Annotated in this window: 12 protein-coding genes, 1 pseudogene and 1 riboswitch; of the genes and pseudogenes, 6 read left to right on the top strand and 7 right to left on the bottom strand. The window is 48.1% G+C overall.

Annotation, left to right across the window (positions count from 1 at the left end):
• Positions 1-111: 111 nt before the first annotated feature.
• Both gpAD87_RS29270 and gpAD87_RS29265 read right to left on the bottom strand, forming a co-directional pair.
• The gene (locus tag gpAD87_RS29270; RefSeq protein WP_064642400.1) at positions 112-1,437 is read right to left on the bottom strand and encodes a Fe-Mn family superoxide dismutase; all 1,326 of its coding nucleotides are present in this window, start codon (positions 1,435-1,437) and stop codon (positions 112-114) included.
• 195 nt (positions 1,438-1,632) lie between these two features.
• The gene (locus tag gpAD87_RS29265; RefSeq protein ID WP_063568039.1) at positions 1,633-2,661 is read right to left on the bottom strand and encodes an alpha/beta hydrolase; all 1,029 of its coding nucleotides are present in this window, start codon (positions 2,659-2,661) and stop codon (positions 1,633-1,635) included.
• A 358-nt stretch (positions 2,662-3,019) separates the two neighbouring features.
• Here gpAD87_RS29265 and gpAD87_RS29260 point away from each other — a divergent pair, with 358 nt between their 5' ends.
• Together gpAD87_RS29260 and thiC are read left to right on the top strand one after the other, a co-directional pair.
• Positions 3,020-3,763, top strand: coding sequence for an IclR family transcriptional regulator (locus tag gpAD87_RS29260; protein WP_064642398.1), 744 nt, complete (start codon positions 3,020-3,022; stop codon positions 3,761-3,763).
• Between the two features lie 116 nt (positions 3,764-3,879).
• Positions 3,880-3,993: riboswitch (TPP riboswitch) on the top strand.
• Positions 3,994-4,352: 359 nt separating this feature from the next.
• On the top strand, positions 4,353-6,140 hold the full coding sequence (thiC, locus tag gpAD87_RS29255) for a phosphomethylpyrimidine synthase ThiC (protein ID WP_064642922.1): 1,788 nt from the start codon (positions 4,353-4,355) through the stop codon (positions 6,138-6,140).
• Positions 6,141-6,657: 517 nt separating this feature from the next.
• On the opposite strand, the gene gpAD87_RS29250 is transcribed toward thiC, so the two are convergent.
• From gpAD87_RS29250 to gpAD87_RS29240, 4 genes are all read right to left on the bottom strand, one after another.
• Complete coding sequence (locus tag gpAD87_RS29250) at positions 6,658-7,350, bottom strand: aspartate/glutamate racemase family protein (protein WP_064642396.1); 693 nt, start codon at positions 7,348-7,350, stop codon at positions 6,658-6,660.
• Between the two features lie 202 nt (positions 7,351-7,552).
• Positions 7,553-7,720, bottom strand: coding sequence for a hypothetical protein (locus tag gpAD87_RS32020; RefSeq protein WP_157258603.1), 168 nt, complete (start codon positions 7,718-7,720; stop codon positions 7,553-7,555).
• Positions 7,721-8,262: 542 nt separating this feature from the next.
• Positions 8,263-9,081, bottom strand: coding sequence for a zinc ribbon domain-containing protein (locus tag gpAD87_RS29245; protein ID WP_064642394.1), 819 nt, complete (start codon positions 9,079-9,081; stop codon positions 8,263-8,265).
• Positions 9,082-9,153: 72 nt separating this feature from the next.
• On the bottom strand, positions 9,154-10,104 hold the full coding sequence (locus tag gpAD87_RS29240) for a helix-turn-helix transcriptional regulator (RefSeq protein WP_064642392.1): 951 nt from the start codon (positions 10,102-10,104) through the stop codon (positions 9,154-9,156).
• 83 nt (positions 10,105-10,187) lie between these two features.
• Here gpAD87_RS29240 and gpAD87_RS29235 point away from each other — a divergent pair, with 83 nt between their 5' ends.
• The 4 genes and pseudogenes from gpAD87_RS29235 (at position 10,188) to gpAD87_RS29220 (ending at position 13,506) form a co-directional block, all read left to right on the top strand.
• Positions 10,188-10,883 carry a response regulator transcription factor gene (locus gpAD87_RS29235; RefSeq protein WP_063568044.1) on the top strand — a complete coding sequence of 232 codons (696 nt, stop codon included), beginning with the start codon at positions 10,188-10,190 and terminating at the stop codon, positions 10,881-10,883.
• The gene (locus gpAD87_RS29230; protein WP_064642391.1) at positions 10,876-11,964 is read left to right on the top strand and encodes a HAMP domain-containing sensor histidine kinase; all 1,089 of its coding nucleotides are present in this window, start codon (positions 10,876-10,878) and stop codon (positions 11,962-11,964) included. The genes gpAD87_RS29235 and gpAD87_RS29230 overlap by 8 nt, the downstream gene beginning before the upstream one ends.
• Positions 11,965-12,062: 98 nt before the next feature.
• A pseudogene (locus tag gpAD87_RS29225) lies at positions 12,063-12,723 on the top strand (M15 family metallopeptidase); the annotation flags it as partial.
• 231 nt (positions 12,724-12,954) lie between these two features.
• Positions 12,955-13,506: a VanZ family protein gene (locus gpAD87_RS29220; protein ID WP_064642386.1), complete on the top strand. Its 552-nt coding sequence runs from the start codon at positions 12,955-12,957 to the stop codon at positions 13,504-13,506.
• Between the two features lie 183 nt (positions 13,507-13,689).
• Here gpAD87_RS29220 and acnA read toward each other — a convergent pair whose 3' ends face one another.
• Positions 13,690-16,404 (bottom strand): aconitate hydratase AcnA, encoded by a 2,715-nt coding sequence (acnA, locus tag gpAD87_RS29215; RefSeq protein WP_063568048.1) that lies wholly within the window; start codon positions 16,402-16,404, stop codon positions 13,690-13,692.
• Positions 16,405-16,634 lie beyond the last annotated feature (230 nt).

Genomic DNA, 16,634 nt, shown 5'->3' with positions numbered 1-16,634 from the left:
ATATCTTTCAGTCATTTGGCTGGAGATATCTCTTTTTTTACATCAAATTATTGAACCATGGATTCAATGCGCTCCAGAGTACTCCCCGATGCTATGCTTAGCCCGAGAATACTAATAAGGCGGCCATAACAGCTTGCGCGCAGTTTCGTAACGTTCCGCCACAGCTGGCCAGTACACAACCTTCCACCAGTCCTCGATATATTTTTTGCGTTCATTCTGGTGTTTCAGATAGTAGGCGTGTTCCCATACATCAAGTGGCAGGAGAGGCACGATGTCGGACTGGGACAGGTTCTGATGTTTCTCCGCCTGTAAAATCTCCAATCTGTGCGCCCGCGGGCTCCAGACCAGCATGGACCAGCCACTGCCTTCCACTTTGTTGGCCGCTTCAGTGAATTGATTCTTGAACGCTTCATAGCTGCCAAAATCCCGCTTGATCTGCTCTGCGAGCATACCGGAAGGCTTACCTCCACCTTTAGGGTTCATAATTGTCCAGAAGATCGTATGCAGGTAATGGCCTGCACCATTAAATGCGAGTTCGCGTTCCCAATGTTTAACGAGTTCAAAATTATTCTTTTTCCGCGATTCTGCCAGCTTTTTCTCCGCGGTGTTCAGTCCGTCTACGTAGGATTGATGGTGTTTGTCATGGTGTATACGCATCGTCATCTCGTCGATATGTGGTTCCAGCGCATTGTAGGCATAGGGTAGGGGTGGCAGTGTGTGTCCGCCAATAGGTACAGGTTTCTCTTTGACTGGCGCTGCTGAAGAGCTGGTTGTACCCTCGGCATTTGTATTGGGAGTCTTTACAGCAGTCGCTGAAGATTGTGCCTGTACCGCTGGAGTGGAGTTATTGATTTTTCCCGCAGCATTGGACGATTCTTCTACTGCTTCACGATAGGCTTGTTCAGATACGGGCGTTGAAGCAACTTGTACGTTGGCATCAGCCGGTTGTTCCGAGGTTTGAAGAATATGGTCCAGTGAAAAAGATGGATCAGACACCAAATCTCGCAAAGCTCCAGATTGTTTCAGCGTTTCAAGTACCCCCAGGAAATACTCCGATTCACGTATGAAATGCAGAATAACCACTTTGGCAATCGGCACCTGCTGAACAGCAGTACTTTGCTCCAGCAGGACGTACAGCTGTCTAATGAACTCACGCGATTGTGTGCAGGCCGCAGCCACGAGCTGTTCAATACAGCGGATGATGTAAGGAGCAGGCGGTTGGGTTCCCGGCAGTATTTGCTTCAACAGCTGATTCGCGACTCGTTCGCTATTCTCAAAAATCGCTTCCCATTCCGCAAGCCATTTGACATATGAGGGTTCAAGATCAGGAACCAAGGCACGAATGACAATCGTATGTTCCTTCTCTTGCTCTTTCCAGAAACGGACTTCTTCGAGTACCCGCAGAGGCAGCAGATGCCCATATCCATACCAATTCATAAGCGGTATACCTCCGTTCAGATGAATTTGAATTCAGATCCAGTAGCAGAAACGAATTGCTTCCCCGGTTCGCTCAATTTTGTATTGTACAAGGTAGAGCTGTCTTTAATTCATCCCAAAAGTATATTCTTCAGGCATGTTGTCCTATGTATACACAAAAAAAGAGCCCTTAGGGGCTCTTGAATTACCGGATTTTCACGATTCTCCGTTATTCGTATTTTCCACATCATCGCTGCTCGTCTTGGTCACATGACTCAGGAATGTGGAGACACGGCGCAGATATTCCTTCGGATGCTCCCGGAAGATCAGCTCATGATGCGCACCGTCCACAATCCATTCATCGGAATTCGGATTGGTTTGGTTGCCGGCAAGCAGCTCCGCAATCGGGTAAGGAGCTTTCTCATCCTCGGTACCATGGATGAAGAAAATCGGGAAAGGATAATCTTCTTTTTTCACTTCTTGATACGGAATTTGCTGCAATCCGGTCCCGTTCAGAATCGGGAACAGCAGGTTCATAATCTCCAGCGTAGGCTGCCGCGGAAGATCAATCTGATTATGGATGTTGTGATACAGCGTATCCGGCTCAAGCAGGAACGTGCTGTCCAGAATCATAGCATCCACATCTTTGGTAATCAGCCCAGTCTGCAGGGCTGTACCTGCACCCATGGAGAAACCCCATACGACAAGCTCCTGAGCTCCGCGCTGCTTCGCAAACTGGATAGCACCAAGCAGCTGCTGGGACTCGGCTTTGCCGCCTGTGGCGACAGCTTTGTTCACCTGTGAAGCGAAACCGTAATCGAACATCACCACATTGAAGCCAAGTTGGTGAGCATAATGGGCCAGATCATACATCGGTACCCAGGTCTCTTCACGATTCGCACCATATCCATGGCTGAATATGATGGTTTTGTTTGCATTATCATCAGCCGGAATATACCAACCCTGCATCGTTCGACTGCCGTCTGCTGCCGGGAACGTGATGTCTTGATACTTCATGTTCTTCGCCTGCATGGGATTGGAGAATACAGGCGCTACAGTTGGATTGGATAATACCCAAGCAATATAACCGTGTAGTGCAATGAAACAAAAGAGCAGAAAAAATACAACGGAGAGCAACAACGCCACGACAATATGTTTGAACCGGATCAGCCTCGGTGATAACGAAGAAGGCAGATCTGACACTTTCGTTTGCAGCGGGGCTTCGCTCTGGGATGTCGGATACATGATTGCCCCTCCTTTAAAAATCAAATGAAGATAACAACGAGACGAACAGAGCAGATAAATGATTTTTCTGACTACTTATGAAGCAAAATCTTAATTTAATATATCTTTATCGTATGTTCCAATATAGTCAAAGTCAATTGATTGAGGCCATTTGTTACGCAATTGTTATATAGTTTTGAAGATATATGGGTAACATTTCCTTAGGGTGCAAATTGCAGGGGATTCTAATTTATAAAAAGAAAATATTTACAAATATCCCTATTCCAAATGGCGCTTTTTGGTTTACAGATGAGACCGTTTCTCATATAATTTATGTAACCAAGTTTCATGTGATGAAACATGAGGAGGGCAACTTGCCATGGAAGACCGAAAGTTAACCGTCCGGGCTGTAGAACGGGCGCTGGATATATTATTGTGTTTTACAACCCGCAGTGATCTGGGACTCACGGAAATTACCAGCCAGATCGGTCTGCACAAAAGTACAGTCCATCGTCTGATGGCTACTCTGGAGGACAAGGGGTTCGTGATCCGGGATGCAGCAACGGAGAAGTATCGACTCGGCATACGCATCTGGGAACTGTCTGCCCATATGTCTCGCAGCGATGATCCGGCTATTTTGCTCCTTCCTGCGATGGAGCGGCTGAGAGACCGATTGGGTGAAACTGTGAGTTTATATCTGCGTGATGGCAGTGAGCGGATTCGAATTCAAGCCGTGCAGAGTGATCAGGCGATTCGTCGTGTAGCTCCGGTGGGCGTCAGACTTCCGTTATCCGTGGGAGCATCCAGCAAAGTGCTGATGGCTTTTGCCACCGAAGAGGACCGCGAAGATCTGATGAATGGACCGGAATGGCCCGTATTTATCGATCCCAAAGTATATTTGGCCCAGATGAAAGACATTCTGGAATACGGCTACGCAACAAGTTATGAGGAGCGTGAACCGGGAGCCGCGGCTGTATCTGTACCCATCATGGATCGGAAAGGCAACATCGCTGCTGCTCTGTCGGTATCCGGGCCTGTTAGTCGCCTTTCGCAGGAGACGTTGCATGAATACGCACCTGTGCTGAAGGAAGCAGCTACACAGATGGGACTGATGTTATCCTGATTTTATGCTCTGGAAATTAAAGGTTGTTTTTATGATTCGGTTGCGCTACTCTGTAATGGACGGCCCAACGGGGTCAGCATAATTGAATAATCTGCGGCTGAGATGCTGCAACTTGTTAACGTTACTGGGGGAGTCCGAATTGTCCGGACTGAGACGGAATCGCATGAGATTCTGGACCCTTTGCACCTGATCTGGATCATACCAGCGTAGGGAAGTAATCGGCGATACGACCACGAACACCATATAATGTGACCTATGGATGGACTCCGTTATGGAGCCTGAGTGAGGTGTGTTATTGGTGATGGACATAAGCCGGTTCCCTTGGGAACCGGCTTTTTTTATACAGTAAACAGGCGGAAGCCGGTGTCAGAGCTGTTTCTGCATAAAGAGCTGGGTGCCATTGGCGAGCATTGGGTGTAAACCTTTTGCTTCGACTGTCTGTATTAATTGAAGTGTATGTCTCTATTTTGTGTGGTATGGTCGCTCTTCCTTTTTCTATGTTGTGGATGATTTGGACCCGTGAGCAAGCATTTCAATCCAGGCAATCACCAATGAGGAGGAGACAAGAGCGATGAGCACAGGAAACCGAATGATGGGACAGGACAAGCAGGATCTGCAGTTGGCAGAGGAAAAAGGTACGACAGGACGGGTTCAGCCCTTCCCGGGCAGCCGCAAAGTATACATTCATGGCTCACGACCGGACATTGCTGTACCGGAGCGTGAAATTGCCCTTCATGACACCAATACTCCCCAAGGAGTGGAGCATAACGAACCGCTGTGTGTTTACGATACGAGCGGACCAATGACCGATCCTGGATTTCATGCCGATATCCGGGCAGGGCTGCCAGCGCTGCGCACCCGCTGGATTACGGAGCGTGAAGATGTTGAAGCCTACCAGGGACGAACGGTAAAACCGGAGGATAACGGATTGAAACCGGGAGGGAAGCGAACTGGAGCCGAGAAGTATCCGGGCTTGCGTGGTAAACCGTTACGGGGACAGGCGGGGCGCTGCGTGACCCAGATGCATTATGCACGGCAGGGAATGATCACGCCGGAGATGGAGTTCGCCGCCATTCGTGAGGGTGTGGAACCGGAGTTTGTGCGGCAGGAGCTGGCGAGTGGCAGGGCCATCCTGCCGTCGAACATTAATCACCCGGAGAGTGAGCCGATGCTGATCGGGCGTCATTTTCATGTGAAGATCAATGCGAACATCGGAAACTCTGCGGTATCCTCCTCCATCGAGGAAGAGGTGGAGAAGATGACTTGGGCCGTACGCTGGGGATCGGATACGGTGATGGATCTTTCCACAGGCAAGGACATTCATACGACCCGCGAATGGATCATCCGCAATTCACCTGTACCGATTGGAACAGTTCCGCTCTATCAGGCGCTGGAGAAGGTCAATGGAGAAGCCGAAGCGCTGACCTGGGAGTTGTATCGTGACACGCTCATAGAGCAGGCAGAGCAGGGTGTGGACTACTTTACGATCCATGCAGGTGTGCTGCTGAGATATATTCCGCTGACCGCCAAACGTATGACGGGCATTGTGTCACGGGGCGGGTCCATCATGGCAGCATGGTGCCTTGCGCATCATCAAGAGAATTTTTTGTATACCCATTTTGAAGAAATCTGCGAGATTATGAAAAGGTATGATGTGGCGTTCTCGCTGGGAGACGGACTGCGCCCAGGAAGCATCTATGATGCCAATGATGAAGCCCAGATGGCGGAACTGGCTACGCTTGGAGAACTAACACAAATCGCCTGGAAGCATGATGTGCAGGTGATGATTGAAGGTCCTGGACATGTGCCGATGCACAAGATCAAGGAGAATGTCGATCTGCAAATGGAGATTTGCAAGGAGGCGCCGTTCTATACGTTGGGACCGCTGACGACCGATATCGCCCCAGGATATGACCATATTACCTCGGCGATTGGGGCGGCGATGATCGGCTGGTTCGGCACGTCGATGCTCTGTTATGTTACGCCAAAAGAACATCTGGGCCTGCCCAATAAGGATGATGTGCGGGAAGGCGTTATCGCCTACAAGATCGCTGCTCATGCCGCTGATCTGGCGAAAGGTTACCCACGTGCCCAGCGGCGGGACGATGCGCTGTCCAAGGCACGGTTTGAGTTCCGCTGGAGGGATCAGTTCAACCTGTCACTGGACCCGGAACGTGCGCTGTCCTACCATGATGAGACGTTGCCGGCAGAAGGGGCTAAGGAAGCCCATTTCTGCTCCATGTGCGGCCCTAAGTTCTGTAGCATGCGTATTACGCAGGATATTCGTGCTTTTGCGGCAGACAACGGCTTGTCCGAGAATGAGGCTGTGGCCGCGGGTATGTTGGAAAAGGCTGAGGAATACCGGACACGCTCTTAAGCGTCGTTACAGCGCAATCTGGGCGGCCTGACATGGTGAAAAGCCGTTCCTCTCCGTGATTGCGGAGAGGAACGGCCTCTTACTTGGTATGCGGTGCGCACACTTAACTTCGAAGGACAAGGATAACGACACAACATATTTTATCAGTTGTAGGTTGATTGTCTCGCAGATGTTTAATAAAATGAATATAAGTAAAAACAAATAAGAGTAGCCAGGCCAATGGCTACTCCTGCACAGCATTTGCGGTAGGTATTCCTCCAAGTGCAGCATAATTCAGACGAAGTGACCCGTCAGGCCGTCAACCTGTGGCGGGTCACTTCTTTTTACGGTCGATGTATGTCAGGAGCGCAATAATTAACATTGCGAACACGATTACGTCGTTGAAAGAGAAGTTCATAGGATCACCTCCCACCGGAGGCAACCTATTTCCCACCACAAATTGGCTGTACAAAATAATTATACCATTCGAAAGTCTCTCATTTGAGAGTCTTTTTATTTTGCTTCATGAGTTCAACGCTCAACACCGCTTCAAGCTCAACTTCTTCTCCAAATACGCCGCAAGCCTTGCCAGAGGGCTATAGATCGTTATGCCTGTGTCTGCTGTGACCCGTGCTGCTGCGGGAGCCATCGACAGTTGAGCTGCGACTACCGTGTTATCCGGGAACTGCTCAGCAAGTTGTTGTAACCCGGTGCTCACTGCTGTAAGATAACCTTCCTTTTCGCCTCGCATAATTAACTCGAATGTGCCCGGGATCAGTACTGCTTCAGTCTTTATGGTCACGGCCTCATGTCGCTGCTCATCCTCATCATCTTGCTGCAAAGCCAGATTCACCCGCACCATCGTTCCTTCAATCGTTGCGGGGTTGGTAAACGCTAGGATGTACTTGCCAGGATTCTGCTGCATTTCCTGAAGTAATGGATCATCAATTCCAATCACGGGCACGGGAACATGCTGTGCCTCCTGCTCAAGTACGGCCGCAAACAGAGTACAGGTGACGAGGATGGCATCTGCATGACAATGTGCGATCCATTGCAGCGTCTGTGATACTTTCTCATGCGTAACTGCCTCGCAGAAATCCGCATCATGTTTGAGGCGATCCAGACCTGGATCGACATAATGTACAAGTTCAACCTCATAAGGAGCGAGTGCTTCTTCAATCAGTGCAATATTGGAATAGTGAGCGTGAAAACAGCCAATGGTCATCATCATACGTGCCCCCTGAAATGGATTATGTCTCATGTAAGTGCCGCGGATATTTAAACCATTATAGGGATGTAACAATAGACTGTACATATTTAAAATACGGAGGTAACAACATTTATCGTGAAAACGCGAATAACCGTTCATCCACAACTTCGCAGAGGAACGGTGCAAACCACGTAAGCGATTCTCGATTCGCTCGTCACTTCATTTATCGCATAGAAGGGGAAGCATTCTTTTTAGCCATTTTTTGTTGCAAAATTTCATGAAAGGATAGACCTTGAGTGTTCTCATTCTCCTTTTTGGGAGCAGTGGTCGCCGTGTTGCGCGGATATTGGTGGTGGTACGGGATCATTTGCTGAATAGGCATGCGGATCATCTTGGTTCCTCCTTTAATGCATTTTCGAATATGCATATGTGATTATTAATAGGTTATGTATTCCGACGGGTTATCGTCTCTGTTACGCAAATAGGTATATGTGACTTGTTAGACGAAACAGGCAACTTAAGGTGTAATTCCAATTGGATTGTAGTGATTTTACCCCGTATTCAGGAGATGTAAACGTTTTTAAGTAAATTCAGGAGAAAAGGACCGCATATGTGAGGTTTCGTATGGGAGGATAGAATCGGTTGTTAAGTGAATAGACCCAGTTTTGGGAATGCCAATTGTGTCGAAATTAAGACATATTGTCTGGTTGTATAGGTACGACGCAAGCTAGCTAACTTGGTACCATGGTCGGTTGTCGGGTGCATATTAGGGCATTTTTTGATGGATAGACAAAGGTGAAACGCCAAAAAGCTGTCAGGAAAACCTGACAGCCTAACATCATTTTGCATAAATCCGTGAGCGGTATTCCATTGCTGAGATATAGATCGAAACGGTCCAATTGAAATTATGAAATGATCATAATCACTTTTTTCTTATTTTTCCTGCCGAACAGCGATATATAGATCTACTTGTACATTCTCAGGATTCAGACTTCGTTCATCATATAATTCGAAGTCCCCGGTAAACGTGCGTTCCCCCTGATTGTTCCAGGCCCACACCGCACCCCAGGCCTCACCTACGACCTCGGCCATCGGGCCCTTTCTAGAGGTGAATACCGCATATGTTGCAGGTGGCAGCTCAACGGAACTCACTCCCTCAGGCAACGCTTCATCCGGACCCACCTCATGACCCACCAATATGGTGTATTCTCCATTTATACCATCTGTATAATCAGCGTAACAGCCAAAGCGGGCGGATTCAGGGGTAGGCTGATGATCTGAGGCGAAGTAGCTGTTCCAGAGTCCCTGAATACAGCCTTTGCCACTCATCTCAATGGCATTGGTTGTTCTGGCGGACACACCTGCAAGGCGCTTCCCTGGCAGCGTGACATACCGAATGGGCTCTGTGGAAAGCCGATTGTCGTGAGTTCCTTGATTAAATTCAACGGACTCATCCGAATGTTCTGCCCCAAATGCCACGTTCCGTTCTGAGCCGGATGCATTCCATCTTTTCAAAAAAGGAAGTTGGTTGCGCAGCATTGCCCTTGCTGATTCCTCGTCCATACCTTCCTGATTCAAGATGGCGGTGCACATTTCAATCATGCCCTCCAGCGTAATATCGGGCTGCTCGAACTGGCCTTCTTTATAACAATAGATACAGTATTCGCGGGTTGTAGTACCATCCTTTTCTGTTCCGAATTGAGCAGGGGTAGTAAGTGGCATTCCGCAGCTCTGGCATACTGTGACGTTCATCAGCAATTCCTCCTCGTTATGTACAGCTTGAATATAGTAGAAGTATAACGGGAGGAACTGGACACCTGTCTGTCAGGTTAGGGGCGGAGCTTTATAATTTTGCACAATTTGTTCAGCAATTCTACGAATCTCTTCCCGAATATGTAGAGGCTCCAGCACTTCAACATCCGCGCCAAATCCAAGAATGAACCCATACAACCAGTTGTCCTCCGGGAATGCGACTTGGCTGATATAATACCCCTCACCATCCGAAACGACGTTCTCTATGCCAAACCATTCCTCTGCGATGTGACGGATACGAGCATGGAATCTCAGGCTCAGGGCCACTTTATTATCCGGAGTTGCCCACTCTTGCTGCCAGGGCCTGTCCTGCAAGTTGATTGGCTTGCGTTCGAAGCTTCCTTGGGCAAGAACGACATCTCGCATGCGGACCAGCTTGAACATGCGGAAATCGTTTCGTTCGTGACAGAATGCATAGAGGTACCAGGAATGCTTTTTGAGCACAAGAGTATGCGGGTCGGTCGTTCTATGAGTTTGAGTACCTTCTGCACTACAATAGGTAAATGTAATGGGGCGCAGTTGATCCATGCCCTGTTCAATAAGCTGAAGTTTGATTTGCAGCTCTTCGGGATGCGTCCACATCGAATAATCCACAATGAAGCGGCTGGTATTGGCCTGGAAGTCCTCATTTTTGGCTTCAGGTACGATGCTGCTGAGTTTCTCCATCAACAGATCCCGTGCTACATTCGTATGGGAGGTGGAGACACTGCGCAGCGCAGTGACAATGGAGGCCAGATCCTTGTCGGTCAGTACATTTCGGTCAAGACGATAGCCCTCTGCCAGGCCAATACCACCGCTTGCACCCTGATAGGTGACGACAGGAATACCCGCCTGACCCAGGGTGTCTATATCCCTGTAGATGGTGCGGATGGATACTTCAAACGTATCCGCCAGATCCTTGGCCTGCACCCGGCCACGATTGATTAACAGCACAACAATGGCTAATAAACGGTCCAGTTTCATATATTGGATTCCCTTCAATCATTTATAAGTTGGATTCAGATATGTTATATTGTTGAGCATCACATATAGGAGTGGAATAAGCAATGAAGCGTATTACGATTTTGATCGCAGATGATGAAGTTGAGATCGCTGATCTGGTTGCATTGCACTTGCAAAAAGAAGGATATCACATCATCAAGGCATTCGATGGGAAAGCGGCGGTTCAAGCCGTTCAGACACAAGCAATAGATTTGGCCATTTTGGATATTATGATGCCGGGTATGGACGGATATGAGGTGACCCGCAAAATTCGGGAGCAGTATCACCTGCCTATCATTTTTCTGAGTGCCAAAACCTCGGATATGGATAAAATCACCGGGCTCGTGATGGGCGCAGACGATTACATGACAAAACCATTTAACCCGATGGAACTGGTCGCCCGGGTCAATTCCCAACTGCGCCGTTCCCTTCAATTCAGCCAGTCTGTACCGGTCCAGCGCTCCATTCTGGAGAAAGGCGGGCTCATTATCTCGCCAGATCAACATAGCGTTACCCTATACGGCAAGCCAGTAGAGTTAACACCGAAGGAGTTTGATATCCTGTATCTGCTCGCAAGTCATCCCAAACAGGTGTTCAGTGCGGAAAGCATCTTTGAACAAGTGTGGGGAGAGGCTTATTATGAGAGCGGCAATACCGTGATGGTTCATATTCGGACCCTGCGCAAAAAGCTGGGCGAAGATGTGGACAAGAACAAGTTTATCAAAACGATCTGGGGTGTGGGGTACACGTTCAATGAATAAACGCAGAAGTTTTCGAACGACCATGATTCTGTTGCTTGGTTTAAGCATGCTGGCATCTGGCGCGATTACCTTTGGGGTATATAAAGTGATGCAATACTATTACACTGGTGTGCGTGCGGAAGATCAGTTAGCGGAATATCGTCATTTTATGAGAAGTATAGGGGATATTTACTTTTTCCTTATCTTGTTCATACCGCTTGCGATCCTGTTTTTCTTCTGGTTTACCAAGCCGTATGTTACCTACTTCAAAAATATTTCCACAGGTATCCGGCAACTCGCGAGTGGTGATTTCCAGCACCGTGTGCAGATTTCGACGAAGGACGAGTTGGGCGCGATTGCAGAGGATATCAATCTGGCGAGTCTGAAACTGAGGGAAGCGGTAGAACGGGGAGATTTTGCGGAGAGCAGCAGGGACCAGCTGGTTGTAAACCTGGCGCATGATTTGCGTACCCCTTTAACATCAGTATTGGGTTATCTGGATCTGTTGATGAAGGATGATCAGCTGACGGAGGAGCAGGTCAAGCACTTTACAGCGATTGCTTTTACCAAGTCTCAACGTCTTGAGAAACTGATCGATGATTTGTTCGAGATTACACGAATGAACTATGGCATGTTGCCGATTGAGAAAAAGAGGCTTGATCTTAGTGAACTACTAAGGCAGATGAACGAAGAGCTCTACCCTGTTTTTGAAAAGAACCGCTTGGTCACCCGACTGCATATCGATTCCGAGTTAACCATTTCCGGCGATGGTGAGGTGCTTGCACGCGTGTTTGAGAACCTGTTGATTAATGCAGCGCGACACGGTACAGATGGTCTTTATGTGGATATCAACGGACACCGTGATGCAGGACAGGTTATCATTCAGATCATGAACTATGGGGGACATATTCATCCGGATGATCTGCCTCATATTTTCGATATGTACTATACCGGAGATCGTGCGCGGACACCTCAGGAAGGTGGAACAGGTCTGGGCCTGTTTATCGCCAAAAATATTGTGGAGCAGCATGATGGGTCCATTTCGGCCCAAAGTGATATCGTACGGACCGTATTTGAAGTGCGATTGCCTGCATTAGAATGAAGTAAAAGGCTGAATTTAAGAAAAACTTTAGAATTGCCCTGCTTTTTTTTAACTAGTTTTCTCTATCCTTGAATTACGAGGTAAAGGAGGAGCATGGAATGAAAAAGTGGGGATTTTTGATATGTATCATTGTACTGGGATATATCTTTTCCAAGTCACCCGCACTGTTTGAGCAGAAGGAAGAGGCGAATCTGGAAGTTCAGGATACGGGTGAAATTCGTGCAGGATATACCAAAATAATTAACGTGGATATGCAAGATCAAGTACATAAAGGGAATTTATTGCTAGTCAATTCGGAGTATCCCGTTCATGCGGAGGGGATTAGAACCGATATTGTCAATCTGGCTGAACAACAAGAACTGATCCGTGGATACGGATTGCTAGATAATAACATTATGTTGTCAAAGTACGTAGCGCAAGCATTCCAGAAGATGGTTGAAGCTGCTGGGAAAGATGACGTACGATATTTCATCATCAGCAGTGGCTATCGGGACTTTACGAAGCAAGAACAGCTTTATGAGGAAAAGGGATCGGACTATGCGCTTCCCGCAGGTCATAGTGAACATAACCTGGGCTTGTCCATGGATATCGGCTCTACGCTGGCTGCTATGAGTGAAGCACCGGAAGGAGCCTGGCTGGAAAAGAATGCATGGAAATTCGGATTCATCTTGCGTTATCCGAAGGATAGAGTGGACATCACAGGCATCCAATTCGAACCATGGCATTTCCGGTATGTGGGATTGCCGCACAGCGCCATCATGTATCATAATCATCTGGTGCTGGAGCAATATTTGGAGCTGCTGCAGCAGAAAAAGAGTATTTCCGCTGAAGTCGGGGACGAGCACTATCTTATACGTTATTACGATGCATCCAAAGATGAAACCATTAATATACCTGAGCATGGTCAATATGAGATATCGGGAGACAACATGAAGGGAGTTGTCGTGACGGTGGAGGAATAAACAACAAGAAATACATGGAGGTTCATATATGAAACCTAAGGAGTTCAACATGAAGATGATATGGGTCGCCGCATTGATCGTCTATCTATATCTGTTAACCAAGCTGATATTATTCAAGGGGCATACGGTGGATTGGGACATCGTGAGGGTTCAACTTATGGCGATTGCGAATCAACCGGATCTGATTCATACGCGAACCGTTAACCTGACGCCATTTCAGGAAATTTCAAGAGACTGGCATAGCCTGTCGTTACATCGTCCGGGTACCGCAATTCATCTGATGGGTAATGTCATGGCCTTTATCCCACTGGGTATTTTCATTCCAGTGCTGATGGGGAACAAGCTGTTGTCAGGGGCCAAGGTACTCGTACTTTCCTTGCTATTAAGTTTTGCTTTTGAAGCGACACAGCTATTGACGGGCATGGGCATATTCGACGTGGATGATCTTATGTTGAACACTTTTGGTGGAATGATCGGTTATGTTCTGTACAGCCTGCTTATCGGTCTGAAACGGATAATCGTAGGTGGACCGGCTCGCACTTCCAGAAAAGAGTATAATTCCAATCAGAGTCGCGTTTAAGGAGGGGGAGCACACACTGCAATCCCTTGATCAAGTTTCACATTACATGGGACATTAAAAGGAAGTGTAGAGGCGTTACACAGCCTTTGTCATATTAATCAAAAAGAGCTCCCAGTCACCGTGCAGAGCGCACGTGACGGGGAGCTTTTTTGTATAACTTAATTGCATTAAATATAAATGCGATTAAGATTTTTTCATCATTTGACGCAATACGGTTTGCAGGATACCACCGTTATGGTAGTAGTCCACATCAACCATGCTGTCCAGACGAGCGATGACAGGGAAGTCGAACTTGGTGCCGTCCTCACGAGTTACGGTAACCGTCAGTTCTTGTCCTGGTTTCACATCATTGCTCAGACCTGTGATGTCATACGTTTCACGACCGTTCAGACCGAGGCTGGACCAGCCGTGACCTTCCTGGAATTGCAATGGCATTACGCCCATGCCCACCAGGTTACTGCGGTGAATACGCTCGAAGCTTTCTGCGATAACGGCTTTGACGCCAAGCAGGAATGTTCCTTTTGCCGCCCAGTCACGCGAGCTTCCTGTACCATACTCTTTACCTGCGATAACGATCAGGTTCTGTCCTTCGTCCTGATACTTCATGGAAGCATCGTAGATGGACATTTCTTCGTCCGTTGGCAGATATTTCGTAATACCACCCTCAGTACCTGGAGCCACTTGGTTACGAATACGAATGTTGGCAAACGTACCACGCATCATAACTTCATGGTTACCACGACGGGAGCCGTAAGAGTTGAAGTCTTTACGTTCTACACCATGTTCTTTCAGGTACAGTCCAGCCGGACTGGATGGTGCGATATTACCCGCTGGCGAGATGTGATCCGTTGTTACGGAGTCAGCAAGCAATGCCATAACACGTGCGGAACGAATATCTGCGATATCAGTCAACTTGTCGCCAAGCTCCTGGAAGAATGGTGGATTCTGAATGTACGTGGAGTTTGGATCCCACTCATACAATTCGCCTTCCGGTACAGGGATCGTATTCCAACGTTCGTTAGCTGTAAATACGTTCTCGTATTTGTTGCGGAACATCTGTGCGTTCAGCGAGCTAGCGATGGTATCCTTGATTTCCTCGGAGCTAGGCCAGAGGTCTTTCAGGAATACAGGCTCGTTGTTGGTATCATAACCGATTGGATCGGTTGCAAAATCAATATTAACAGTACCCGCGAGAGCATACGCCACAACGAGTGGCGGAGAAGCCAGATAGTTGGCTTTGACTTGCGCGTGAACACGACCTTCAAAGTTACGGTTACCGGACAATACAGCCGCTACCGTCAAATCGTTCTCGGAGATTGCTTCGCTTACTTCGTCTGGCAGTGGGCCAGAGTTACCGATGCAAGTTGCGCAACCATAGCCTGCAACGTTGAATCCGAGTTTGTCGAGATATTCGATCAAACCTGCTTTTTCCAGATACTCGGTAACAACGAGGGAACCTGGAGTCAAGCTGCTTTTCACATAGCCAGGCTTAGTCAGACCACGTTCAACAGCTTTTTTCGCAAGCAGACCCGCTCCGACCATAACGCTAGGGTTGGATGTGTTGGTGCAGCTTGTGATTGCCGCGATAACGACAGCACCAGCAGACAGTTCGCTAGTTGAACCGTTCGGGTGTTTCACAGGCACTTTCTCAGCGATTTTCTCGTCGCTCAGTCCGTAACCGCCTTTGTCGATCGGCGTACGGATGATGCTGTTGAAGCTATCCTTCATTTGAGTCAACTCGATGCGATCTTGTGGACGCTTAGGTCCCGCGAGACTTGGTACAACGGATGCCAGGTCAAGTTCGATAACATCTGTAAATTCAGGATCAACCGTATCAGCAGTACGGAACATGTTCTGAGCTTTGTAATAAGCTTCAACCAGATCCACCTGTTCGTCGGTACGGCCGGTATTACGCATATAGTTCAGTGTTTCGCTATCAACAGGGAAGAAACCGATTGTTGCGCCGTACTCTGGTGCCATGTTGGCTACCGTTGCACGGTCAGCCAGGCTGATGTTGCTAAGACCCGGTCCGTAGAACTCGACAAATTTACCGACAACGCCTTTTTTACGCAGCATTTGAGTAACTGTGAGTGCCAGATCCGTTGCCGTTGAGCCTTCGCTCAGGCTGCCTGTCAATTTGAAACCGATAACGTCCGGTGTTACAAAATAAAGTGGTTGGCCCAGCATACCTGCTTCAGCCTCGATCCCGCCAACACCCCAACCAACAACGCCGAGTCCGTTGATCATGGTGGTGTGGGAGTCGGTTCCTACGAGGGAATCCGGGAATACAACAGTTTCGCCATCAATGGTTTTGGTTGCAGCCACAGAAGCCAGGTACTCCAAGTTAACTTGGTGAACAATCCCTGTGGATGGTGGAACTGCACGGAAGTTGTTGAATGCCGTTTGCGCCCAACGCAAGAAGCGGTAACGCTCTTCGTTACGCTCGAATTCAACCTTGATGTTGTAGTCGAGTGCATCGTTCGTTCCGAACGCATCAACCATAACGGAGTGGTCGATAACGAGATCGACGGGAACGAGTGGGTTGATCTGTTTTGGATCGCCGCCTGCTTTTTTCACGGTATCGCGCATTGCTGCAAGGTCAACGACCACGGGTACACCAGTGAAATCCTGCAGAACGATACGTGCAGGGATAAATGGAATTTCTTTGTTATTGTCACGGCCTTCTGCCCAGCCGGTCAGTTGTTTTACATGTTCTTCGGTAATAGCACGTCCGTCGAATTGACGAATAGCTGCTTCGAGCAGCACTTTAATGGAGAAAGGAAGCTTGGAAAGGTCGCCGTAGCCGCCTTCCTGAAGAGCATCTAAACTGTAGTAGCGATAAGACTTGCCTCCGACCTCAAGACTGCGGGCCGCGGAGAAATGATTCTTGGCTGACATACATGTACCTCCTTAAAATGTGTCGGTGAGATGAAGAAAACGTTCATTTAGGTGAAGAACAGGCCTTCATCGTTCCGTGTCCTTGTTCGTTAGTTTCATTAGGTGAAACGTAATTTCATAATTGTAACTTTAGTTTTAATTATAACGTTTTCAACTCCGTACGTAAAGGGCTTTTTGCCTGTCCAGCCAAGCCATTGAGAGATTGAATGCGTTCTCAAGTAAAGGGAATG

This window comes from Paenibacillus sp. AD87, from assembly GCF_001659845.1.
Taxonomy (GTDB): Bacteria; Bacillota; Bacilli; order Paenibacillales; family Paenibacillaceae; genus Paenibacillus; species Paenibacillus marchantiae.
This window is presented reverse-complemented; position numbering and strand designations above follow the sequence as displayed.